The sequence below is a fragment of the Thiorhodovibrio litoralis genome, assembly GCF_033954455.1.
GTDB classification, from domain to species: Bacteria; Pseudomonadota; Gammaproteobacteria; order Chromatiales; family Chromatiaceae; genus Thiorhodovibrio; species Thiorhodovibrio litoralis.
In genome coordinates this window covers 1,360,090-1,380,711 of sequence record NZ_CP121473.1, presented here as the reverse complement: position 1 = coordinate 1,380,711, position 20,622 = coordinate 1,360,090, and the positions used below count along the sequence as shown (strand labels likewise).

At 62.4% G+C, this 20,622-nt stretch carries 20 protein-coding genes; 7 read left to right on the top strand and 13 right to left on the bottom strand.

Annotation, left to right across the window (positions count from 1 at the left end):
- Nucleotides 1–205 precede the first annotated feature (205 nt).
- From Thiosp_RS06050 to Thiosp_RS06035, 4 genes are all read right to left on the bottom strand, one after another.
- On the bottom strand, nucleotides 206–1,270 hold the full coding sequence (locus Thiosp_RS06050; RefSeq protein ID WP_323696861.1) for a helix-turn-helix domain-containing protein: 1,065 nt from the start codon (nucleotides 1,268–1,270) through the stop codon (nucleotides 206–208).
- A gap of 94 nt (nucleotides 1,271–1,364) precedes the next feature.
- Nucleotides 1,365–1,463, bottom strand: a complete 99-nt coding sequence (locus tag Thiosp_RS06045) for a hypothetical protein (protein ID WP_323696860.1) — start codon at nucleotides 1,461–1,463, stop codon at nucleotides 1,365–1,367.
- A 137-nt stretch (nucleotides 1,464–1,600) separates the two neighbouring features.
- Nucleotides 1,601–2,062 carry a DUF29 domain-containing protein gene (locus tag Thiosp_RS06040; protein ID WP_201068528.1) on the bottom strand — a complete coding sequence of 154 codons (462 nt, stop codon included), beginning with the start codon at nucleotides 2,060–2,062 and terminating at the stop codon, nucleotides 1,601–1,603.
- Between the two features lie 130 nt (nucleotides 2,063–2,192).
- Complete coding sequence (locus Thiosp_RS06035) at nucleotides 2,193–3,443, bottom strand: multifunctional CCA addition/repair protein (protein ID WP_201068527.1); 1,251 nt, start codon at nucleotides 3,441–3,443, stop codon at nucleotides 2,193–2,195.
- A 117-nt stretch (nucleotides 3,444–3,560) separates the two neighbouring features.
- Between Thiosp_RS06035 and Thiosp_RS06030 the strand changes: the two genes are divergently transcribed.
- Nucleotides 3,561–4,061 (top strand): DUF2939 domain-containing protein, encoded by a 501-nt coding sequence (locus Thiosp_RS06030; protein ID WP_201068526.1) that lies wholly within the window; start codon nucleotides 3,561–3,563, stop codon nucleotides 4,059–4,061.
- A gap of 92 nt (nucleotides 4,062–4,153) precedes the next feature.
- On the opposite strand, the gene ubiG is transcribed toward Thiosp_RS06030, so the two are convergent.
- Nucleotides 4,154–4,900 (bottom strand): bifunctional 2-polyprenyl-6-hydroxyphenol methylase/3-demethylubiquinol 3-O-methyltransferase UbiG, encoded by a 747-nt coding sequence (ubiG, locus tag Thiosp_RS06025; RefSeq protein WP_201068525.1) that lies wholly within the window; start codon nucleotides 4,898–4,900, stop codon nucleotides 4,154–4,156.
- 121 nt (nucleotides 4,901–5,021) lie between these two features.
- The gene (locus tag Thiosp_RS06020) at nucleotides 5,022–5,579 is read right to left on the bottom strand and encodes a peroxiredoxin family protein (protein ID WP_201068524.1); all 558 of its coding nucleotides are present in this window, start codon (nucleotides 5,577–5,579) and stop codon (nucleotides 5,022–5,024) included.
- Nucleotides 5,580–5,776: 197 nt separating this feature from the next.
- On the opposite strand from Thiosp_RS06020, the gene Thiosp_RS06015 reads away from it, so the two are divergent.
- From Thiosp_RS06015 to Thiosp_RS06005, 3 genes are read left to right on the top strand one after another with little or no spacing between them, the layout of a single operon-like run.
- Complete coding sequence (locus tag Thiosp_RS06015; protein ID WP_201068523.1) at nucleotides 5,777–9,118, top strand: DEAD/DEAH box helicase; 3,342 nt, start codon at nucleotides 5,777–5,779, stop codon at nucleotides 9,116–9,118.
- Between the two features lie 11 nt (nucleotides 9,119–9,129).
- Nucleotides 9,130–10,362, top strand: coding sequence for a hypothetical protein (locus Thiosp_RS06010; RefSeq protein WP_201068522.1), 1,233 nt, complete (start codon nucleotides 9,130–9,132; stop codon nucleotides 10,360–10,362).
- 23 nt (nucleotides 10,363–10,385) lie between these two features.
- Nucleotides 10,386–12,131: an NAD(P)H-binding protein gene (locus Thiosp_RS06005; RefSeq protein ID WP_323696859.1), complete on the top strand. Its 1,746-nt coding sequence runs from the start codon at nucleotides 10,386–10,388 to the stop codon at nucleotides 12,129–12,131.
- 15 nt (nucleotides 12,132–12,146) lie between these two features.
- On the opposite strand, the gene Thiosp_RS06000 is transcribed toward Thiosp_RS06005, so the two are convergent.
- From Thiosp_RS06000 to Thiosp_RS05985, 4 genes are all read right to left on the bottom strand, one after another.
- Nucleotides 12,147–13,460, bottom strand: a complete 1,314-nt coding sequence (locus Thiosp_RS06000; protein ID WP_201068520.1) for an FprA family A-type flavoprotein — start codon at nucleotides 13,458–13,460, stop codon at nucleotides 12,147–12,149.
- Entirely contained in the window at nucleotides 13,457–13,783 is a 327-nt protein-coding gene (locus tag Thiosp_RS05995; RefSeq protein ID WP_242518868.1) for a thioredoxin domain-containing protein, read from the bottom strand. The genes Thiosp_RS06000 and Thiosp_RS05995 overlap by 4 nt, the downstream gene beginning before the upstream one ends.
- A gap of 269 nt (nucleotides 13,784–14,052) precedes the next feature.
- The gene (locus tag Thiosp_RS05990) at nucleotides 14,053–15,423 is read right to left on the bottom strand and encodes a thaumatin family protein (RefSeq protein ID WP_201068519.1); all 1,371 of its coding nucleotides are present in this window, start codon (nucleotides 15,421–15,423) and stop codon (nucleotides 14,053–14,055) included.
- Nucleotides 15,416–15,598 (bottom strand): ATP-dependent helicase C-terminal domain-containing protein, encoded by a 183-nt coding sequence (locus Thiosp_RS05985; protein WP_323697102.1) that lies wholly within the window; start codon nucleotides 15,596–15,598, stop codon nucleotides 15,416–15,418. The genes Thiosp_RS05990 and Thiosp_RS05985 overlap by 8 nt, the downstream gene beginning before the upstream one ends.
- A 100-nt stretch (nucleotides 15,599–15,698) precedes the next feature.
- On the opposite strand from Thiosp_RS05985, the gene Thiosp_RS05980 reads away from it, so the two are divergent.
- Together Thiosp_RS05980 and Thiosp_RS05975 are read left to right on the top strand one after the other, a co-directional pair.
- Nucleotides 15,699–16,613, top strand: a complete 915-nt coding sequence (locus tag Thiosp_RS05980; protein ID WP_242518867.1) for an aldehyde dehydrogenase family protein — start codon at nucleotides 15,699–15,701, stop codon at nucleotides 16,611–16,613.
- A complete protein-coding gene (locus tag Thiosp_RS05975) occupies nucleotides 16,558–16,791 on the top strand; it encodes a diguanylate cyclase (protein ID WP_201068518.1) in 234 nt (77 codons plus the stop codon). The genes Thiosp_RS05980 and Thiosp_RS05975 overlap by 56 nt, the downstream gene beginning before the upstream one ends.
- A gap of 79 nt (nucleotides 16,792–16,870) precedes the next feature.
- Here Thiosp_RS05975 and Thiosp_RS05970 read toward each other — a convergent pair whose 3' ends face one another.
- Nucleotides 16,871–17,440 (bottom strand): glutathione peroxidase, encoded by a 570-nt coding sequence (locus tag Thiosp_RS05970; RefSeq protein WP_201068517.1) that lies wholly within the window; start codon nucleotides 17,438–17,440, stop codon nucleotides 16,871–16,873.
- A 449-nt stretch (nucleotides 17,441–17,889) separates the two neighbouring features.
- Here Thiosp_RS05970 and Thiosp_RS05965 point away from each other — a divergent pair, with 449 nt between their 5' ends.
- Nucleotides 17,890–19,491: an ATP-binding protein gene (locus Thiosp_RS05965; RefSeq protein ID WP_201068516.1), complete on the top strand. Its 1,602-nt coding sequence runs from the start codon at nucleotides 17,890–17,892 to the stop codon at nucleotides 19,489–19,491.
- 230 nt (nucleotides 19,492–19,721) lie between these two features.
- Here the strand turns inward: Thiosp_RS05965 and Thiosp_RS05960 are convergent, their stop codons facing one another.
- Together Thiosp_RS05960 and Thiosp_RS05955 are read right to left on the bottom strand one after the other, a co-directional pair.
- On the bottom strand, nucleotides 19,722–19,853 hold the full coding sequence (locus Thiosp_RS05960) for a DUF29 domain-containing protein (RefSeq protein ID WP_242518866.1): 132 nt from the start codon (nucleotides 19,851–19,853) through the stop codon (nucleotides 19,722–19,724).
- Between the two features lie 13 nt (nucleotides 19,854–19,866).
- Nucleotides 19,867–20,589 (bottom strand): hypothetical protein, encoded by a 723-nt coding sequence (locus Thiosp_RS05955; RefSeq protein ID WP_201068515.1) that lies wholly within the window; start codon nucleotides 20,587–20,589, stop codon nucleotides 19,867–19,869.
- Nucleotides 20,590–20,622 lie beyond the last annotated feature (33 nt).

Sequence of the window (20,622 nt, the reverse complement as noted above, 5' to 3'; positions counted from 1 at the left end):
GTAGGGACGGCTTTAGACGCATCGAGTCTGTGCGACTGAAGCCGCACCTACATGACGGCGTCGGTCATGACAGTGACTCCTGAAATCTAACCCGCCCCGACGGCGATTTCTTGTACCAGCGTCCCAGAGTTGTTTGACTCAGCGTCCCAGTCAGAACGGCAAAAACGGGAAGTGGTCGATCGCCGGCGCAAAGCGCGCCGGTAGATCACACAGAGAGCAGCCAGTCGCGAAAGCGGGGCAGATCGGAGGGGCGCACGGAGGGGGTGGACTCGGCGGCTAGGCGCTGGCGCGCATCGCTCGGGCTGAGTGCAAAGGTGGCGCGAAAGGCGCGGCAGAAGTGGCTTTGATCGGAGAAGCCGCAGCGCATGGCGATCTCGGCGATGCTCAGATGGCGCAGCGCCGGGTTGCCCAAGAGACGATAGGCGCGGGCGAGACGACGCTGCTTGATGACGGCGCCCACCCCGCCCTCGGGAGCCAGCAACCGATAGAGCACGCTGCGCGAGCAGCCAAAGACCCGGCACAGATGGGCCGCGTCGAGCGGCTGTTGCAGGTGACGGTCGATGAAGGCGAGTAAGGCGACCTGGCTGAGCGGCAGCGCCGGTGGTCGCCGAGGGTCTGTCTGGGTCTGGAAGGCGATGGCTTCGGTCAGGGTATGCAGCAGCCCGTTCACCACGGCGGGCGTCTCACTTGCGGTCAGGTCGGGAAGACTGTCCCAGACGCTGAACAGGTGGGCGGTGAGAATGCGCGTGAGCGGTCGCTCGGGTGGTAGCACCAGTCCGCCAGGATTGCCGGCGCCCGCCCGCTCGCCCAGACGGGCGCGGGGCATGATCAGGGTCAGACAACGAAAATCATGATCCTCGGCCAGGTAGGGATAGGCGAGGTCGATGATGCTAAGCGCACCGGGCATGATCGGCATCGGGCGTCCGCCATTGGTGGCCTGTCCCTCGCCCTGGGTATGAAGCTGCACCAACAGCAGGTCGCTACTGGCGGCGCCGCGCCAGATGAAGTGGCCGCGGGAGGCGCTGTCGCTGAGCATCAGATCGCCGAGGCTGAAGGCGCGGACCTGGGCGGCGAAGTTTTGGGGGCGCTTTCCGGCGGCCGGCTCCAGGTCGAACAACGGGTGGAGGCTTTCGCGCCAGATATCAAAGCCCTCATCGGCAAGGAACTGGCGGGCGTCAAGCTCGACAGGGCCGGCGGTCTGATCGGTGCGACCGGCTTGACCGAGGTTGTTGCAAGATTCAGAGATCAAGCCGGGTGGTGATTCAGTCATGTCGGTCTCCGATGTCCCGTGATCGACCCCACCTCCTTTGACTCGGAGGCGGCTAATGAGCCTCTATTTATGTCTCAACCGCCAATGATCTGACTCAGACCTTCATGACGTGCACAAGCTCGTCGGCATCAAGGATTCCAATTTTCTTGCCAATACGCTCTGTTGATAGCGTGCGAATCTGACTGATTTTCACCCAAGAGCGCTTAACTGGGTGCTCCCCAGATTGCTCTCGGCCGATCGTCGGGTTCAGATCCGCCCACCGAATTCACCTCTCAGTATCGTGGCCATGCATCCAACTCATCCGCCAATCCTTCGTCAGCCATCGCCTTCTCAAGGGTAGAAATCGTCATCGAAGATTTGCGCTTGCGAATACGGGCAGATGCTAGGGAAGCTTTCCAAGGGAAGGCGTGTTTCCTTGGCGGCCAGATCGACGGCGTCGGGGTAAACAGCCGCGATGGTTCCTTCAATCGCCGCTTTCAAGCCGGGCGACTGTCTCAATAAGGTCGCCAATTGCTTCCGCTGTTCGATGATCGTCGTACGCCAGCTATCACCCTTGAATTCACGCCAGCGTTCCGCCAGCGTTTGATATTGATGTTCCCATTTCAGCAAATGCGCGATCAAGATCAATAAACGACTGTGCAGCTCGCGGCGATCGCTTTTGCTCATATCGCTGAGTTCCTCCAGCAGATGCGCAATGTCCAGTTCCTCGAAGCGCCGCGCATGCAACAGCTCGGCATTGCGTTGCGCCCATTGCGAATAATCGGTGTCATACAGCGTCGCCAAGTTCGTCATTGTGGCATCTCCATGTCGTAACAAACGTCAACCGCGCTCATGTGAGAAATCCTCGCTCGGATCACGCTCGGATCTCGATCTGGCGAATGCGTTCTTTCAGTGCACTGGTGGAAATTCCAGCCGCTGGCACTTAGCCGATGCGAAGCGCGGTCTTGATCGCCTCGAGCCGCGCGAGGCGGATGGACTCGCGAATGCGGGCGGGCTCGCTCGCGCGGGCGATGGCGCCGGTGTCTACAGCCAGGCAGGCTTGCGCAAGGCGGCACCAGGTTTCGCCTTGGGTATAGTGGCGATCCTCGAAGCCGAGGCGGCCGCGCGAGTCAGCCTCGCAGGCCAGCAGGAACTGCTCGAAGCGCTGCGGGCGGCGGAACAGGTCGGCGCCTTCGAAAACACCAAGTATAGTGCTCGCGCGCAGCTCGTCGATTTTGTGCACCTTGCCGTGATAGCGCGCGACCAGCTGCGCTAGTTCGGCAAAGCGGTTGGGCACCGGCAGGCGCTGGCAAACTTGCTTGAGCAGTTCGACACTGCGCTCCTCATGCCCATGGTGACTGGGCAGAATATCCGTTGGCGTGGTGCCCTTACCGAGATCATGACAGAGCGCGGCGAAACGCACCTCGGGCTCGGACGACAGGCGCGCGGCCTGGTCGAGCACCATCATGACATGCACGCCGGTGTCGATTTCCGGATGCCATTGCGGGGGCTGAGGCACGCCCCAGAGGCGGTCGAGTTCTGGCAGCAGCACCTTCAACGCACCGCAGGCGCGCAGTTCCTCGAAAAACCGCGCGGGTCGCTCCTCACCCAGCGCACGGCACAGTTCGGCCCAGACGCGGTCGGTCACCAGGGCATCGACCTCACCGGCAGCGACCATCTCGCGCATCAGCGCGGCGGTCTCGGGGGCGACGCGGAAGCCGAGCGGATCGAGACGCGCGGCAAAACGCGCCACCCGCAGGATGCGGACGGGATCTTCGACAAAGGCAGGGGAGACATGACGCAGCACACGGGCATCAAGGTCGGCCCGCCCCCCGAAGGGGTCGATGAGCTGGCCATCGGTATCTTGGGCCAGTGCATTGATGGTCAGATCGCGGCGCGCCAGGTCCTCGTCCAGAGTCACCTGCGGGTCGGCATGGACGACAAAGCCACGGTAGCCCGGGGCGCTCTTGCGCTCGGTGCGCGCAAGGGCGTATTCCTCCTTGGTCTCGGGATGGAGGAAGACTGGAAAGTCCTTGCCAACCTGAACAAAGCCGCGCGCCAGCATGGCCTCGACACTGCCACCGACGACGACGAAGTCGCGCTCGCGCACCGGCAACCCCAGCAGGGCGTCGCGCACCGCACCACCGACCAGATAGGTCTGGGCACCCGGAATCTGATCCTCACCTGAGCTCATTAGGGGTTCATTCGGCCTTCATCGGCGTTTATTTCGGCGTACGTTTCGGACTCGGCAGCACTGGGCAAAGAGGGTAGAATCGGCGTTTACAAGCCAACCCTACGCGAGTTAAGGCTAATGTGGAAACTGGCGCGCAATGTCTTGATCCTGGCCGTTCTGCTTTATGCACTCTGGCCCTATGTGGCGGTGTTTCGCCTCAGTGGCGCGCTCGCCAAGCCTGAGGGGCCAACGGCGACTCAGGCACTGGCCCCGCTGGTCGATCTTGCCGCTGTGCAGACCCATTATAAGGGCCGCTTCGGCAATACCGTCGATACTTGGCTGCCGAGTGGCAACGACAGCGACCAGGTCATCGGCATACTGGCCAAAGGCCTTCAGGATCTCGGCGACAACGCACTCGATAAGACGATCACCCTCGACTGGGTCCGCACCAGCCTGCGCGAGGCCATGCAGCGCGCGGCGCCAGAGAGCCCGAACAGCTTCTTGGCCGGCGTCGACTTTGCCTTCTTCGAGTCCTGGAACCGTTTCGTGATTCGACTCGGCGAACTCGGCGCCAATCCGACCCATCTGGTCTTGACGCTCGAGGGCTTCCGCTGGCGTGTCACGGACATCGCCCGCTGAAACGGCGGCGAACCCGGAAAGTCGCGGTCCCTGCCGCACCCGAAACATCAATCCCTGCGCCTGAGAGCAAGCCCTCCCGCAATCAACCGGGCTCAGGCGCGCTCGAACACCATCATGTAGTTCACGCCCATGTAAGGGGTGAAGTGAAAACTGCGGTTGAACGGATTAACCCGCACGCCGGTGCGCTCGAGCACCCGAAATTGAGGTCCGAGCCCGGCAATCACTTCCTTGGGTTTAACCAGTTTGCGAAAGTGGTGCGTCCCTTTTGGCAGCCAGCGCAGCACCCGCTCGGCGGCGATGATGGCGGTTAGCCAAGCGATCAGAGTGCGGTTGATAGTCGCCACCACCATGACGCCGCCGGGGCGCACCAGGCGCGCGCATTGGCCGAGAAAATCTGGCAACTGCTCGACATGCTCGACCACTTCCATGTTGAGCACCAGATCGAACTGGGCGCGACTGGCGGCCAGGTCCTCGACCGTAGTCAGCTGGTAGTCGATGTCCAGCCCGCTCCACTCGGCATGCAGACGCGAGACATGGATATTCTTCTCGGAGATATCGATGCCCTGCACGCGTGCGCCTAGTCGAGCAACCGACTCGCTGAGGATGCCGCCGCCGCAGCCAACATCCAGCACACGGAGTCCGGCGAAGGGTTGTTCGCTACCCGCATGCCGCCCCAGTGCGGCGCTGGCTTTCTCCCGCACATAGTCGGCGCGAAACGCATTGAGCCGGTGCAAGGGCCAGAAGGGACCCTGCTCATCCCACCAGCGGTGGGCCAGACTCTCGAAATGCGCCGCTTCGCGCGGATCGATACTCGGTGCTTGCAAATGTTGGCTCGACATAGTGCTCGTTGTAGAACTGAGGTTATCGCGAATCAGGTGGATTCATCTTCCGAGATGGCCCGGATCATGGCCGGGATCATGCCCTGACCATGAAGGTTGAAGATGCAGACGGACTTTGCCCTTACCAACCCGGCGCATCTTGGTCAGTCGCGGGCAGATCCGCAAGATTCTCGGTCAGGGACAAGATCTGCTGCATGATCGGTTGATCGTCCCAATTCCGCTCGCCCAGGGCGCGAAAACGCAACCTACCCTCTGCATCAACGACGAAGGTGGTTGGCAGCCCGCGCAATGGCCAGGCTTGCGTCACTTTTCCACCCGGATCGATGAGCAGCGGAAAGCTCACGCCCTGGGTCTCGGCAAACTTGGCGACAGTGTCGCTGTCTTCGTCGACGTTGATGCCGATGAAGCGCACGCCCTTGTCGCGCAGGCCCTGCCAGGCCCGCTCCATCGCCGGCATTTCAGCCAGACAAGGCGGACACCAGGTTGCCCAGAAGTTAACCACAACGACCTCCCCGCGCAGTTCCGACAGAACCACGCGGGTACCATCGGGCGTTTGCAGATCGAAGGCCGGCGCCGGCGATAGCTCCGGCATGGCTTCAAGCAGATCGTCCGCCGCATGCACAACAGCCGCGCCGCACAGCAGCAGCGCCCCAAGCAAAACTCTTGTTACCGAAATCATTAACGTCCTCACTCCCCCATCAGGACTCGGTTTATATCCTGGCATTCTAACCTGTGCTCGTGGCCAGGTGCGCGACATCTGGATTCCATCCGCGAATCGCTGAGACGATTCTCAGCAAAACTGGCATCCCCACCCAACGCCGACGCCAAACGCGTTATATTTAGTGGTTTGCCGCAGCCCGAGCCGCCACAAGACCCGTGATTCCCGTCGACCTCCTCAACACGTTTCAGCACCAGTTCGATCTCGGAACCTTCGAGCGCGGTTTGCGTTATTTTCGCAATGGTCGCGTCCAGAGCCTGAACATCGACCTTGAGCGCGGGTCGCTGAACGGCCGGGTGCGAGGTTCCGGCAATCAGTCCTACGTGACGCTAGTCCAAGTCTCCGCACCCAGAATCGGCACCCTGGAGCTTTCCGGGCAATGCTCCTGCCCGATTGGCCACAACTGCAAGCATATGGTCGCCCTGCTGCTGGCGGCCGAAAAACGCCTGCGCCAAGGTGATGCCAATGGCCAGGACGAACAAGCCGTCCTGCCGAGCAACGCGACCGCCCCCCTGCCGCGCGAACTGCTGAACTGGCTGGCCGGTGCGGAGCAACTGCAGCATCGCCAGACTCAGGACGATAGCCAATGCCTGCTGTTTCAACTTGACATCGCCACCGCGCATCACCGTCGCTATCTCTTTCTGAAAACCACGAAAGTTCGTCGCTTGGTCGACGGTGGCTTCGGCAAGCGCGAACCTTTCTCCCTGCTCGGTCGCTCCCAGGCGCGCTTCATCACCCTGACCGACCAGCGCATCATGGCGCTGGCCGAGAGCGTCACCCGCCAGCCTGGCGGCCCCGTCCATCGTGACCGCCTGCGCATCGCCGGTCCCGGCAGCGCAGACCTGCTGCAACTCCTTGCCAGCACCGGCCGCGCCTATTGGGAGTCGAGCGAACAGCCATTGCACTGGCAACCACCACTGCATGGCACCTTTCGCTGGGAGCTTCAGGACGACGCCACGCTCAACATCCGCCTCGACGGCGGCCCGCCCGAGGCCCTGCTGCTCCCGTGCGAGCCGCCCTGCTGGCTCGATCCCAACAACGGCCACTGTGGCCTGCTAGAGACCGACCTCGACCCGGCCACTGCGACCCTGCTGGTGCAGGCTCCCGCCGTGCCAAGCAGTGCCGCCGAGCCCCTGCGCCAGCGCCTGAACGACCGTCTACCCAAGCTCAAGCTGCCACTGCCACCGACGCTAGATCGCCAGCGGGTGAGCGATCTCAAGCCCGTGCCCACACTCAAGCTCTGGAGCGAGAACCGCGAAATCTCGCGTGAGTTGCGTCACTGGGGTATGCAGCAGTATCCGAGCTGGGTCGACGGGGGCAGCCTGAGCTTCCGCTATGGCAAACGACTGATTGCGCATGACAATCCCCAGCCATTGGTCGAGGACGTGCGCGACGGCATGGTGGTGGAGTGCCCGCGCGACCAGGAGCGCGAGCGGCAAGCAAGTCTGGAATTGAAAGGGCTCGGCTTTAGTTTCGAGTACGGCACCCATGGCCGTCTCTTTCTGAGTGACCCTGACGCTGACTGGCTGCAATTCGTTGCTTACGACGCGCCCAGACTGCGCGAGAAGGGCTGGGACGTCATCATCGACCCGAGTTTCCGCTACCAGCTCGCCGACATCGACGACTGGGAGTTCCAGATCGAGGACGAGGCCCAGGACGCCTGGTTCAGCCTCGCGCTCGGGGTGGAGGTAGACGGCCAGCGCGTCGATCTGCTGCCGTTGCTGGTCGAGCTGATGCACAACTTCCGTGACAGCTTCACCAGCGAGGCACTGGCCGCCACGCCCGACGATGCCAGGCTGCCGATCAAGCTCCCCGACGGCCGCTACGCGATGATGCCGCTCGAGCGTGTGCGCCCGCTGCTGACCACGCTGATCGAGCTCTACGACGACAAGCCGCTCGACAAGGACGGCCGCCTGCGCCTGGCGCACAGTCAACGCGGGCAACTGGCCGAGCTTGCCAACGCCCTGCCCGACACGCGCTGGTCCGGCGCCGAAAAAACCCTGGCCTGGGGCGAACGGCTGCGCGATTTCGATGGCATCGCACCAGTCGAGCCGCCTGCCGGACTCAAAGCCGAGCTGCGCCCCTATCAGCGCAAGGGTCTCGACTGGCTGCAATTTCTGCGCGACTTCGAGCTCGGCGGGGTGCTGGCCGACGACATGGGTCTGGGCAAGACCATCCAGTGCCTGGCCCATGTGCTGGTCGAGAAAGCCGCCGGCCGCGCCGATCGCCCCAGCCTGGTGGTCGCGCCGACCAGTCTGATGTTCAACTGGCGCCGCGAGGCCGAGCGCTTCACGCCCGAGCTCAAGGTGCTCACACTGCAGGGCTCCGAAAGGCACGCACGCTTCTCGGAGATTCCCAAGCACGACCTGATCCTGACCACCTACCCGCTGCTGCCGCGCGATTATCAGGCGCTCGGCGCTCACCCCTATCACATGCTCATCCTCGATGAAGCCCAGGCGGTCAAGAACCCGCGCAGCAAGGCGGCCGAGGCGGTGCGCATCATCAACGCCCGCCACCGGCTGTGCCTGACCGGCACGCCACTGGAGAATCACCTGGGCGAACTCTGGGCACTGATCGACTTTTTAATGCCCGGCCTGCTCGGCGATGATCGTCGCTTCAAGCGGCTGTTTCGCAACCCGATCGAAAAGTTCAACGACCAGCCGCGCGCGGAACAACTGCGCCGACGCATCGCCCCTTTCATGCTGCGCCGCACCAAGGAGGAAGTCGCCCCCGAGCTGCCGCCCAAGACCGAGATCCTGCGCGAAGTACCGCTAAGCGGTGCCCAGCGCGATCTCTACGAGACCCTGCGTCTGGCCATGCACGAGCGGGTGCGCAAGGAGGTGGAGCGCAAAGGTCTGTCGCGCAGCGGCATTGTGATTCTCGATGCCCTGCTGAAACTGCGCCAGGTCTGCTGCGATCCACGGCTGTTGTCGCTTGAGAGCGCAAAAAAGGTCAAGGAATCGGCCAAACTCGAGATGCTGCTAGAACTCCTGGCCGATCTGCGCGACGAGGGCCGGCGCATCCTGCTCTTCTCCCAGTTCGCCAGCATGCTGGATCTGATCGAAGGCGAACTCAAAACCCGCCAAAAAATGCGCCCGGAGCAGGACTATGTGAAGCTCACCGGCCGCACCAAGAATCGCGATGTACTGGTCGATCGCTTCCAGTCCGGCGAGGTGCCGGTGTTTCTGATCAGCCTGAAAGCCGGCGGCAGCGGCCTCAACCTGACCGCTGCCGACACCGTCATCCACTACGACCCCTGGTGGAATCCCGCCGCCGAGCGCCAGGCCACCGACCGCGCCCATCGCATCGGCCAGGACAAGCCCGTGTTCGTCTATAAACTGCTCACCGAAGGCACTGTGGAGCAAAAAGTCGCCGAGCTACAAGCACGCAAGCAGGCCCTGGCCGACGCTATGCTAACCGGCGGTGCCGCCGCCACCTCCAGCCTGAGCGCGGCCGATCTCGACATGCTGTTCGCGCCCATCGCAGAGGGCGAGAACTAACCGGATCCATCATGCTGCAACCCCAAGACCGCGCAGCCGCGCACCATCTCCTCGACCAACTGCTGCAAGAGGGCCATGGCTTCGATCCCTTCGAGTTCCTGCTCGCCGCCGGCTGGTTGCGCTTTGCCGACTACGAGGCCTGGCGCCTCGGCCGGCAGCCCGAGCTGTTCTGCCTGCTGCGCGTCGAACCCAAGGCCAAAGCCACCGAGCTGGCCGCACTGCTCGCGGAATTGCACAGCTATGCCCGCGCTCAGGGTCTGATCGGTCTGCCCCAGCCGCTCGAGCGCTGGGGGCCGGAGCCCACGCTGCTGAAGGTCGGCGGGGGCGCCACCGAGCCGCCGCTCGATGCGCTGCTTGGCACCCGGCTTGAGCCCGATCCAGCGCGCAAGCAGCTCGATCTATTCCACGACAGCGGCGCGACCCTGCTCGAGGAACGCCTGCGCGCGGCCCTGCGCGCTCGTCGCCCGCAAGCAGCCAACGAGGCACTGGCCCAACTGCGCGAGCAGCGCCCGACTCATCCCCAGCTCGCGGGCTGGCAACAGCTCATCGACGCCCCCGCAACACTGGCTGCCATGCCCGATGCCAGCGTTCGCTTTCACGCGCTCGACGCCATAGTCCCGATTGCCCGCCACCTACTCGGCACGGGCGCGCGCGACTATCTGGCACCGCTGTGGACAGCGCTGGCCGAGGATCTGATGGCTGCCGGCGGCAGCGACAACCTGCTAGCCAATCCCGCGCATCACCCGGCCATGGCTTGGTCCCGTGCCGAGCACTGGCAACAGGCACGCACGGCAATCGATTCCACCCCGGACTGGAACAGCCATTTCGAGCTGGCCCGGCTACACGCCCGTGCCTGCTGGCAGGACGGCGACCCGCACACCGCCCGCCGTGACTGGCTGTGGCAGTGTTGGGAGCACCCGGATGAGACCGCACGCTTGCTGCTGGCCAAGGACTTCCCCGACCCGGCCCTGACTTCGGCCTGGCAGCGGTTCGAGGACAGCGACGCCGAGTTCGACAGCGAAGACTTCCCGGCCTGGCTGCTGCTGACCAGCCCCGGTCTGGTCCCGTCAGACCCCGATTTTTCGCCAGCCGATGAAAACCTGGCCGACATCTTCGCCGCCGCCCGCGCGCTGCAGGCCGAGCCCGACCAGATCGCCCGGCGCGAGGCACTGGACGCCCACCACGCCGGCCTGCTGCGGGCCTTTCTCGACACCCGCAATCGATCCCAATCACCACGACCGTGACCACCAGGACTGATACGGACGTCGTGGGCGCACGGACATCAGGGAGCACCTCGGCGGCCGCAGCAGGGGACGGGGCAGGCGCAACCTCTGGCAGCACCTCAAACAAGCACTCGGGCATCGCGCCAAACGCCAGCTCAGACAAGAACCTATCCCACAGCACGTTATCGGGCTCGGGTGCCATCCGCCTAATCGCCGTCGCCGGCGCTAGCGGCTTCATCGGCACCGCGCTCTGCCCAGAACTCGCCAAGCGTTATCAGGTCCGCGCCCTGACCCGCTCGCAGGTCCGCGCCGCTCGCCCCAGCGCTCACCCCAATATCCACTGGGAGCATTGCGATCTGTTCTCGGCGGACGCCGTGCGCCATGGCCTGCGCGATGTCGATGTCGCCATCTATCTGGTCCACTCCCAGGCGCCGTCCTCGCGGCTCACCCAGGCGCAACCGCGCGATATGGACCTGATTCTGGCCGATAACTTTGCTCAAGCGGCAGCCGCCAACGGGGTGCGTCAGATACTGTTCGTCAGCGGTCTGCTGCCACGCGGTTTTGAGTTCGCACCTTTGCTATGGAACCGCCGCGAGGTCGAGATGGTGCTGGCCGCGCGCGGCACCCCGATCACCGCCCTGCGCGCCAGCCTGGTGGTCGGCCCCGGTGGCTCCGGCCCTTCGCTGCTGATCGACCTGGTGCGCCGGCTCCCCGTGATGCTGCTGCCGCCGAGCGCCCAATCCCTGACCCGCCCGATCGCGCTGCAAGACCTGATCCGCGCCCTGCTGCACTGCCTCGGCCGCCCGCAAGACTTCACCGGCGCCTTCGACATCGGCGGCGCCGACGGCCTGAGCTACGCCGAGATGCTGCGCGCCACGGCGGATGCACTCGGTCTCAGGCGGGCATTCATCCCTGTCCCCGTTCTACCGAAACGCCTGGCCGCTCTAACGGCCCGCTGGGTCGCCGGCGCCCCGCCCGCCCTGGTCGGCGCCATTGTCGAAAGCCTGCCGGAGGACAATCACCTGCGCGACAACCCGGTGCAGCAAGCCATCGCGCCTGAGGCACTCGGCTTTCGCGCCGCGCTGGAGCAAGTGCTGACAGCGCAAAACCCACTGGCGCGCCAGCCAACCCACAGGCCAGCACGCCAGGCAACTCATAAGCCAGTAGACAAGCCAGCCCACAAGCCAACTCGGCCGATCAGTCCGCGCGCTGCCTGGTTGCCAGCCGACCGGGCACGCATGCGCCAGCAGAGTCTGGTGCGTTCCATTCAACGAATCATCACCCCGCCCGGCCTGGACGCCGCCTGGGTCGCCGGCAGCTACTTCCGCTGGCTCGGGCGCTGCTGTTTCGGACTCATCAAGACCGAGCTTACCCCGGCCAATCCTCCGACCAATCCAGCGGCCAAACCAGTAAGCGATCATTCCTTCGACCTCGCGCCCGGCGATAGCGCCAACCAGGAGTCCGGCGACTGGACCGTCACCACTCGCTGGCCCCGCATCACCCTGCTGCGCCTCAAGCTGGAACCTGCCCTGAGCACCAGCGAGCGGCGCGTCTATCGCATCGCCGGTGGGCTGCTCGCCCGTCCCACTGCGCCATCAACCGAGCAGGCCCTGCCGCGCTTCGAATTCCAATCCCTGCTCGACGGCCGTTACACCATGGCCGCCATCCACGACTACGCTCCCGCCCTGCCCTGGCCCATCTACCGCTTCACCCAAGCCCCGCTGCACCTGTGGGTCATGCGTCGCTACCAGCATCGCCTCGCAACCCTAGTGACTCAAGGCCAGCACTGACCAACACTGACCAAATCAGACCAGATCCTCAAACTCCAGCGTCTGGCCCGCATTCGCGCCGGTCATGGCCGCTCCCAGCGCGCGCCCGAAGGCTCGGCAGTCCTCGAGTTCTGCACCCGTCGGGATGAGTTTGATGCGCAGACCCACCACCGGCACCCGCAGTTTGAGTCCGCGCATCCGTTCCTCAATCATGCGCACCGCCTCGCCGGTCCAGCCGTAGGAGCCGAAGGCGGCGCCCAGCTTGCCTTTGAGATCGATCACCGCCAGCGATGAGAGCAGATCCCAGATGGGCTTGACGGCGTCTCCATTGATGGTGGGTGAACCCAATGCCAACGCATCAGCGGATTCGATCAGATCCACGAAGGGCTGAAGCGGCCCGCCCGCCAGGTCATAGAGCGACACCCGCACCCCGGCGGTCTCTTCCGCCCCGTCGCGGATCGCCTCGGCCATGCGGGCCGTGTTGCCGTAGGAACTCAAGTAGAAGATGAGCAGGGTCTTGTGCGCCTCCTGTGCCTCGCCCAGTCCCTCGGTGAAACGGGGGCTGGAGAGTTCGCGGTAGCGGGTCAGGTAGCGGCGCGGACGGTCGCGCAAGATGGGGCCGTGCGTTGGCGCGACCATCTTGAGCGGCAGCGGCTCGATCAGACGGAGCGCCTCCATCACATGCGTCTTGAAGGGGCGCATGATGTGGGCGTAATAGTCATCGAAGGCGAAGCGGAAATCGCCGCAACGGTCGTTGAAGAGCCGGCTGTCGCAGTGGTGACAGCCGAAGACATCGCCGGAGAACAGCACCGCCTCCTCGACCACATAGGTGCATTGCGTATCTGGCCAGTGCAGATAGGGCGTATGCAGGAAACGCAGGGTACGATCACCAAGCGACACCTCGTCGCCTGTGCCGACCGTCTGGTACTCAAAGGACGGCTCGTCCTCGTTCGGCTTGAGCAGCGCCTTCAGCATCGAGGTCGCGCGGGTCGAGATGTACAGCCGCGCCTGAGGTGCGCGGCGCATCAGCTCGGGCAGCGCGCCGCTGTGGTCCGGTTCCAGATGATTGAGGACGATGACGCGGATCTCGTCGTAGCGGGCGACCGCTTCCAGCCGCGCAAAGAACTCGTCGGCGAATTCGGCCTTGACCGTATCGATGATTGCAACACCCTTGGTGCCTCGCACCAGATAGGCGTTGTAGGTGGTGCCATTGGCCGTGCGCAGGATGATATCGAAGGTGCGCAGGGCTGGGTCGAGCGCACCGACCCAGTGTACGCCGGGCGCGATCTCTACCGCCTCGCCCGGTCTGGCACGTTCAGGGGCGCCCGTGTCTGCAACGGTGGCGTTCATGTCGAGTCCGACCCGGTGGGTATGTCGCACTTGGGATCATCGCCCGTCTGGGAGCAGGATTGGAAATCTTTCTCCGGTTGCGGACGAACGCCCAACGCGACGAGCAGCGGGCCGGATGTGAAACCGCAGCTCAGATCATGGCCGAGCGAGCGGAGCAGCGCCTTTTGTTTGCCGTTGGAAATGCAGCCTGGTTTTTCGTAGAAAATGACTGTGTTCGTCACGCGACGCCCTCTGGGTTTGTTCAGTGAAACGGCCAGTCGGTCGGCGCTGCTTTTGCAGTTATTCGATGTGCGCTTCCCTGCTGCCGCTCCGTTCTGGATCATGATCCGTCATCACACAAGCTCCAGAGAATCGAGGGGTGCGTTCCACTGTGACTATCAATCTTGATGACAAGAAAGCAAATATCATGCCCACTTTCGAATCAGCGACAATCCTCTGATTGAAAAGATTTTTTTGAGCAGCAGAAAAGTGCCTTGTGAGAATCGCGACAGCCAGGACAGAACGACTTTTGTCCAAATCGACACAGGTCGAGCGGCCGATTTCAAGACATAAGGAACTCCACCCCTTACTGCAACACGCGAGACAAGTCTGGCTAGAAAGTTGTGCCAGCCGCATCGGGTGGATCAAGCAAGCGGAAGGTCAAGTTTGCTGTCGCCTCGCAAGTAAAGGTGCCGCGATAGTCCTGGAATGCCCATGAGTAAACCCCGAGCGAAGTTGCGTCGATGTCCTGCACATAGTCTGTGGTGGGTGGAAGTGTGCAGGACGTCGGCGAGTGGAAGGGGGAGATGCAGCAGGTTTCATCGATTTGCTGGTTGGTCACATTGGCATAAGTACAGGCGCTGTAGCAGCCCGTCTGTCCCCCCAGGCTATCCGTGGTCTGTTGAGGCGCCGGGCACGCCTGATCCAATGTCGTGTTGGAGTTCAACGGGAATTTCGCTATCGACGTACCAGCTGGGTACATCACAAAATAGGGCACTCCACCTTCGGTATCAGCGACCGAGCAGACGGTGTCGGTATTCGGAACCAGTTCAACGCCGAAATTAAATCCGTCAACCAGCGAGATATCGATGGTGGTTGGTCCGGGCGTATAGTCCGCGTGTTCGGGCCAAACCGTCCATTCCATTTTCGTGGCATAGACCCGGGCTGATGCGTCTCGGCCGGTGTATACCCAACGTAAACGACCCTGTTGGTTAAACTGATAAGCCATCACCTGCGCTGCTCCAGAGTTTGAACCATCCTTGAGCGTTTCCGAATCGATTGCGTAACTCGATGTCTGCGCGATGGCGTGTGCTTCGCCACCAGCGCATTTCAGGTGATTGAAAGAGCTATCTGTTTGCAGACAGACCTTTGGCGACGAGGTGGCGTTGGTAAAGCTGATCCCACGAGCCGGCAGCGTATTGACCTGGCTGGGCATAGGGTCGGCTTGGTTGGTCGCCTGCGCGAACATGGCTGCCCCCATGGAGAATTGAGCGATGCCGTTTGACGTTTGCGGGGCGGTAGGAACGACACCTGCGCAGGTCGTCACGGTGTCGTCCAGGCCACCATCGGGAGTAACGCCAAGGATGCAGCTTTGCCAGGTGCTGCCGCTCTGTTGCCAAAACTCGAAGTACTGGGGCAGATTTTCGATGATCGAGGGGAACATCCAGACCGCTGGAGGTGTGCCGCCAGGACCGTCAAGGTTCTTTGGCCAGCGCTGCACATTGGTGACATGGCCGTAGTCCGCAAGCTGGGTTTTCGCCGTACAGGTCGCATCGTCACCACATCCATACACATAAATGTCGCTGCTGAGCTGACCTTGCCCAAGCACCGGAAAGAGAATTGCTATCTTGCTTGTAGCTGCGATGTCGAGCGGTATGTCATTGGCTAATGTCGCGGCGGGAGCCAGAACGCAGTAGATAGAAAAAGCAACTGCGGATGCGCTTGACGCCGGTAACTGTGTTTTCTGTAATAGGTTTTTAAACACTTTCGATCGACTCCTCTTCCGGTGGATTCTTGTGATGTGTTCGCTTGCGCCCGAGCGGGACCAGCTGCGCGGTAGCGGGGTCCTCGGGGCAATGATGTTTCGGATAGCGCCCACGCAGTTCTTCCCGTGCCTCAGCATAGTCCTGATTCCAAAAGCTGCAAAGGTTTCCTGCGATATAAATACCTTACCCCGGTTTATCGATATCATTCCGCAGGGAAACCCTGGTTAATCAGTATCTTCTAAAAAAACACGAGAGTCTGTCAGTATTTCCATCCATGACCATCACCTCAATCAATCCCTATACAGAGGCCTGCATCGAGCACTTCGCTGCTTTCGACGAACCGCAGATTGAGCAAGCCATGACGGCTGCGGAGCGCGCAAGCAGCCTTTGGGCTGAGACACCGCTTGAGCAGCGCACCAGGCTGCTCGTCTCGCTCGCCGAGCGACTGCGCGCCCAAGCCGACGAGCTGGCCACGCTGATCACCACCGAGATGGGCAAGCTCCGCGCCGAAGCCCTTGCGGAGATCGACAAATGCGCCTGGGTCTGCGATTACTACGCCGAGCACGCGCACCAGTTTCTTGCCGATGAGCCAATCAAAACCGATGCGCCGCTCAGCCTGGTAGCCTTTCAGCCGCTCGGGGTCTGGCTGGCGATCATGCCCTGGAACTTCCCCTTTTGGCAGGTATTCCGTTGCGCCGTGCCGGCCATCGCGGCGGGCAACCCGGTGCTGCTGAAGCACGCATCCAATGTCTGCGGCTGTGCGCTGGCAATCGAGCGGCTGTTCCGTGAGGCGGGCGCGCCGGCCGGGCTGCTTCAAACCCTGCTGATACCGGGCGAGCAAGCCGAGGCGCTGGTTGCCGATCCGCGCATCCGGGGTGTGAGCCTGACCGGCAGCGAAAGCGCCGGACGGCGGGTCGCAGCAGCGGCCGGTGCCAGGATGCGTCGCTCGCCTCAGCCAGGTCGCTACCCTTTTCCCTCAAGCCGGCTGGCTGAAGACTTCGCGGAATGGGCCAAGCGTGGTCCGCTTCGGGGACCAGTCGGTGATGGCGAAGACCGCCTCAGCAAAAGCGCGGGGTGTAGTCCACCGGAGCGGACAGCAGGCAGGGCTGCCCGAAACTGGCATAGAGGAAGCGATGCAGGTCGCCGAGCGCCTGCGCGCAGCGGTAGAGGACCCCCAGATCGAGCTTGATGACGGCCAGGAACTTCAGGTGACCATCAGCCTGGGTGTGGTCGAGCTCGATGATACCAGTCCCGACCTGGACGCACTGCTCAAACACGCCGACCTGGCCATGGACGCGGCCAAGCGCAACGGTCGCAATCGGGTCGAACGCCATACGCCAGGCATGGTGCTTGGCGCGGATGAATGATGATCGACATCCCAACATCACCCGCTTGAACACAAGGTCCGTTTAACGGCCGCGCTGGCTGCAATGGCTAGCTACCGCTTCACAGCAAGCTCTCAATCTTCTTGACCATCTTGCCGCTCTTTGGGTTTGTCATGCTGGAGAAAACCTCGACAACCTGGCCGTCGCGGTTGATCAGGTACTTGTAGAAATTCCACTTGGGATACACCCCCGTCTGCTCGGCCAGATACTGAAACAGCGGACTAGCCTTGCCCTTCTTGACGTGGGATTTCTCAAACATCGGAAACTCCACCGAGTAGGTCAGGCGGCAGAACTCCTGGATCTTTTCCTCGCTGCCAGGTTCCTGGTTGGCGAAGTCGTTCGACGGAAAGCCGAGCACCACCAGGCCGCGCTCGCCGTACTTGTCATAAAGCGCTTCCAAGCCCTCGTACTGCCCGGTGAAGCCGCATTTGCTGGCCGTATTGACCATCAGCACCACCTTGCCCTGATAGTCATCGCACAGGCGCACCGTCTCATCGCTTGCCAGACGTCGCATCTCGAAGTCCAGCGCCGGCGCGCAAGCCTGCTCCGCTGTATCCGCTTCCGTCGCCATGGTATCAATTGCCATCAGTCCACCTCCAATCGCCAACATCAGCACCAACAGGTGTTTCATGAGTGTTCTCCGCCATTTCTCAGTGGCGAGCGCCCCGCATTGGGCACCCGTCCGGCACGCGAGCGCGCGCAGACTTCGAGAGATGGAGCGGCGACCTGATAAACACAAGACCCTTGAGACGGGGCTTCAGTTGCGGGGTCGCTTCGGCTGTGTTGGCTTGGTGGTGGACGCTAAAGCGACCGCGATTTCCTTCTATCGCAAGCTGGGCTTTCGACCGCTGGAGGCGATTCCAAGGTACCCTCGGCGACCGTCCTAAGCCCCTGCCGATGTTCTTGGCGATCCGCCGGATTGGCGCTGTCGTGAACTGAGCTTCCACATCAGGCCGGATCGTCCCTGATCGGTTGTCCGGGAATGCGCATTTTTGTGACACGGCGGGCGCGGATCTTCATGCCGATTGCGGTGTATGATTCAAGAATCAGTCGCAGAAACCCAACAGCCAAGGCGTTGCGATGAATAAGTTTTTCAACACCTCCGGGCCAATCAAGCCCGAGAACCACTACAACCTCCCGCCTCTGCACCGGATCGATTGGGAAGAAATCGCACATCTGATTCGCTCCGAACGCTACTTCGTCCTCCACGCGCCGCGTCAGACCGGCAAGACCAGCACCCTGCTGGCGATCATGGCGGACCTGAACCGCGAGAGTCAGTTTGCCTGTGCCTATGCCAATATCGAGGGCGCCCAGGCCGCGCGCGGGGATGCCACGCAAGGCATTCCAGCGGTGTGCAGCGCCATTGCACGGGCGATTGAGATTCATCTGGCCGATGCCCGCATCAAAACTTGGCTTGCCGGCGAGGGGCGCGGCGTCGTTGCCCAGGATCAGCTCACCGCCATGCTCGAGCACTGGGCGCAGATCTCGCCCAAGCCGGTAGTGCTGTTGCTTGATGAGGTCGATGCGCTGATCGGCGATACCCTGATCTCGCTGCTGCGCCAGATTCGCGCCGGTTACAACCAGCGCCCCGCGGCTTTTCCACACAGCATCATCCTCTGCGGCGTGCGCGATGTGCGCGACTATCGGATGCGCACGGCGGATCAGGAGATCATTACCGGCGGCAGTGCATTCAATATCAAAGCCAAGTCACTACGCATGGGAAATTTTACCGAGGATGAGACGCGCGCACTGTGGCAGCAGCACACCGAAGCCACCGGCCAGACCTTTGCACCGGAGATTTTTTCGCAGCTGTGGCTGGACACCCACGGCCAGCCCTGGCTGGTCAATGCTCTCGGGTATGAAGTGACCTGGGAAAACCGTGCGGCGCGTGATCGTAGCCGCCCCATCGTGCTGGAAGACTACCACGCCGGGCGCGAGCGGCTGATTCTCTCGCGCGCCACCCATCTCGATCAGCTCACCGACAAGCTCAAAGAGCCTCGGGTGCGCCAAGTGGTCGCGGCGTTGCTGTCCACCGAGCAGACCGAGCTACAAATGTCTGAGGATGATCTGCAATATGTCGCCGATTTGGGATTGATCACACGAAAACCTGATATTCACCTGAGCAATCGCATTTATCAGGAGATTATCCCCCGCGAACTCACGGCGGTGACGCAAGACACCATGATCCAGAAATCCGTCTGGTACCTGAACCCGCAGCATCGCCTCGACATGGACAAGCTGCTGGCCGCCTTTCAGCAGTTTTTTCGCGAAAACGGCGAGAGCTGGGTGGAGCGCTTCGACTACCGCGAGGCCGGTCCCCAGTTGCTGATCCAGGCGTTTTTGCAGCGCATTCTCAACGGCGGTGGGCGCCTGAGCCGGGAATATGCCCTGGGGCGACGGCGCACGGACTTGTTTTTGGAGTGGCCCCTCAATGAGGCGCAGGGCTTTTTCGGCCCGGTGCAGCGCGTGGTCATTGAGCTGAAACTCCTGCACGCCGGGCGCACGCTTAAGAGTCTGTTGCCCGAGAGTCTGGCGCAAACCGCCGACTATGCCGACAAAACCGGTGCCGAGGAGGCGCATCTGGTGATCTTCCACCGCGATGCCGCGCTCAGCTGGGAGCAGCGACTGTGGCGGCGCGAGGAACACCAGGGGTCGCGAACGATCCGCGTCTGGGGGTGTTGAGGCTGCAACCGCGCCCTATGTTCTCGTCAATGAGCGAAAAGGTGCGCCCGCGACCGACGGTCATCTCCCGCTCCACCCGGCCGCCGACCTTGACGATGCGCTGCGAGAAGGCCATCAACCGCAGCAATTGCCGGCCCACCTCGCAAAAATCATAGCGTTCCAGCCAGGCTTCGGAATGGCGGCGGTAGAAGGTCACGAAGGCCGCGCAGAAGAGCGTCCATGTCCAGCCGTTATCTGGTCAGCTCCGGGGTTAGCTCTCGGGTCGTATCCCGGGTCGGATCGCTGGCCAGGTCAACGGCGTTGGGGTAGACCTCGGCAATCGCCGCGTCGAGCACGGATTTCAAACCGGGTGATTTGCGCACATAGGATGCAGGCCTAAAGGATCGACGTTGCCCCGAATAGATCTTGGAAAGCCGCGATGTCGAGTAACTGCGCGTCGTCGCTGGCGCTGAGGCCCGTCAGCTCGATCCGCACCAAGCCGCCTGCCCCTACCCAGTTAAATTCCACCATACCGTCGTCGAAATCATTGTTCACCAGCGTCGGGGCATTGCCGCTGGGAAACGCCAGGACGTCACCAGCACCAAAACCGGCGATGCTGTATTGATAATCGCCAGGGTGAATGTCGAAATAGAAGTCTCCTGTACTGGCATCGCTGGGGTTTGTGTTGCCAGCAGTCACCTCGACTGTCGTCATCGGCGCAATCCCGCCATCGGCTTGGATCATGACGCTCTGGCTCACTTCATTGGGGGCGGCCCCCGCAGCCGGCACCGTGGTGCCGAATCCCTCCGCCAACTCGCTAAAGTTCAGCGGAGTCTCGGCATTATCGCCGAGATAATAGTTGAACGATTGGGGTTGACCGAGAAAGGTGACGGTCTTGCCCAAGACCGAGAACTGCACGCCGTCGGCAGCAAATCGCACAGCATCGAGCAACAGCCCGGCTGGCAGCCGAACCTCACTGATTTGATTGTCAACCACGGTCACCGACTCACTGAGGTCGAGGTCTAGGATGTAGGTATCCGTGCCGCCAAAGTCGAGCACCTGTTCGTAGGTGCCGGTGATGGAGAAGGTGTCGTTACCCGCGTCAAGATACTTGATCATGATGTAATCCCATTGTGTTACAGCTATCCAATC

Coding starts and splice junctions, on each gene's coding strand:
- Thiosp_RS05970 (WP_201068517.1), bottom strand. CDS start 17,440: ATGAAACACCTGTTGGTGCTGATGTTGGCGATTGGAGGTGGACTGATG.
- Thiosp_RS05995 (WP_242518868.1), bottom strand. CDS start 13,783: ATGATCCAGAACGGAGCGGCAGCAGGGAAGCGCACATCGAATAACTGC.
- Thiosp_RS05955 (WP_201068515.1), bottom strand. CDS start 20,589: ATGATCAAGTATCTTGACGCGGGTAACGACACCTTCTCCATCACCGGC.
- Thiosp_RS06000 (WP_201068520.1), bottom strand. CDS start 13,460: ATGAACGCCACCGTTGCAGACACGGGCGCCCCTGAACGTGCCAGACCG.
- Thiosp_RS06050 (WP_323696861.1), bottom strand. CDS start 1,270: ATGACTGAATCACCACCCGGCTTGATCTCTGAATCTTGCAACAACCTC.
- Thiosp_RS05980 (WP_242518867.1), top strand. CDS start 15,699: ATGACCATCACCTCAATCAATCCCTATACAGAGGCCTGCATCGAGCAC.
- ubiG (WP_201068525.1), bottom strand. CDS start 4,900: ATGTCGAGCCAACATTTGCAAGCACCGAGTATCGATCCGCGCGAAGCG.
- Thiosp_RS06040 (WP_201068528.1), bottom strand. CDS start 2,062: ATGACGAACTTGGCGACGCTGTATGACACCGATTATTCGCAATGGGCG.
- Thiosp_RS05975 (WP_201068518.1), top strand. CDS start 16,558: ATGCAGGTCGCCGAGCGCCTGCGCGCAGCGGTAGAGGACCCCCAGATC.
- Thiosp_RS06035 (WP_201068527.1), bottom strand. CDS start 3,443: ATGAGCTCAGGTGAGGATCAGATTCCGGGTGCCCAGACCTATCTGGTC.
- Thiosp_RS06010 (WP_201068522.1), top strand. CDS start 9,130: ATGCTGCAACCCCAAGACCGCGCAGCCGCGCACCATCTCCTCGACCAA.
- Thiosp_RS05965 (WP_201068516.1), top strand. CDS start 17,890: ATGAATAAGTTTTTCAACACCTCCGGGCCAATCAAGCCCGAGAACCAC.
- Thiosp_RS06020 (WP_201068524.1), bottom strand. CDS start 5,579: ATGATTTCGGTAACAAGAGTTTTGCTTGGGGCGCTGCTGCTGTGCGGC.
- Thiosp_RS06030 (WP_201068526.1), top strand. CDS start 3,561: ATGTGGAAACTGGCGCGCAATGTCTTGATCCTGGCCGTTCTGCTTTAT.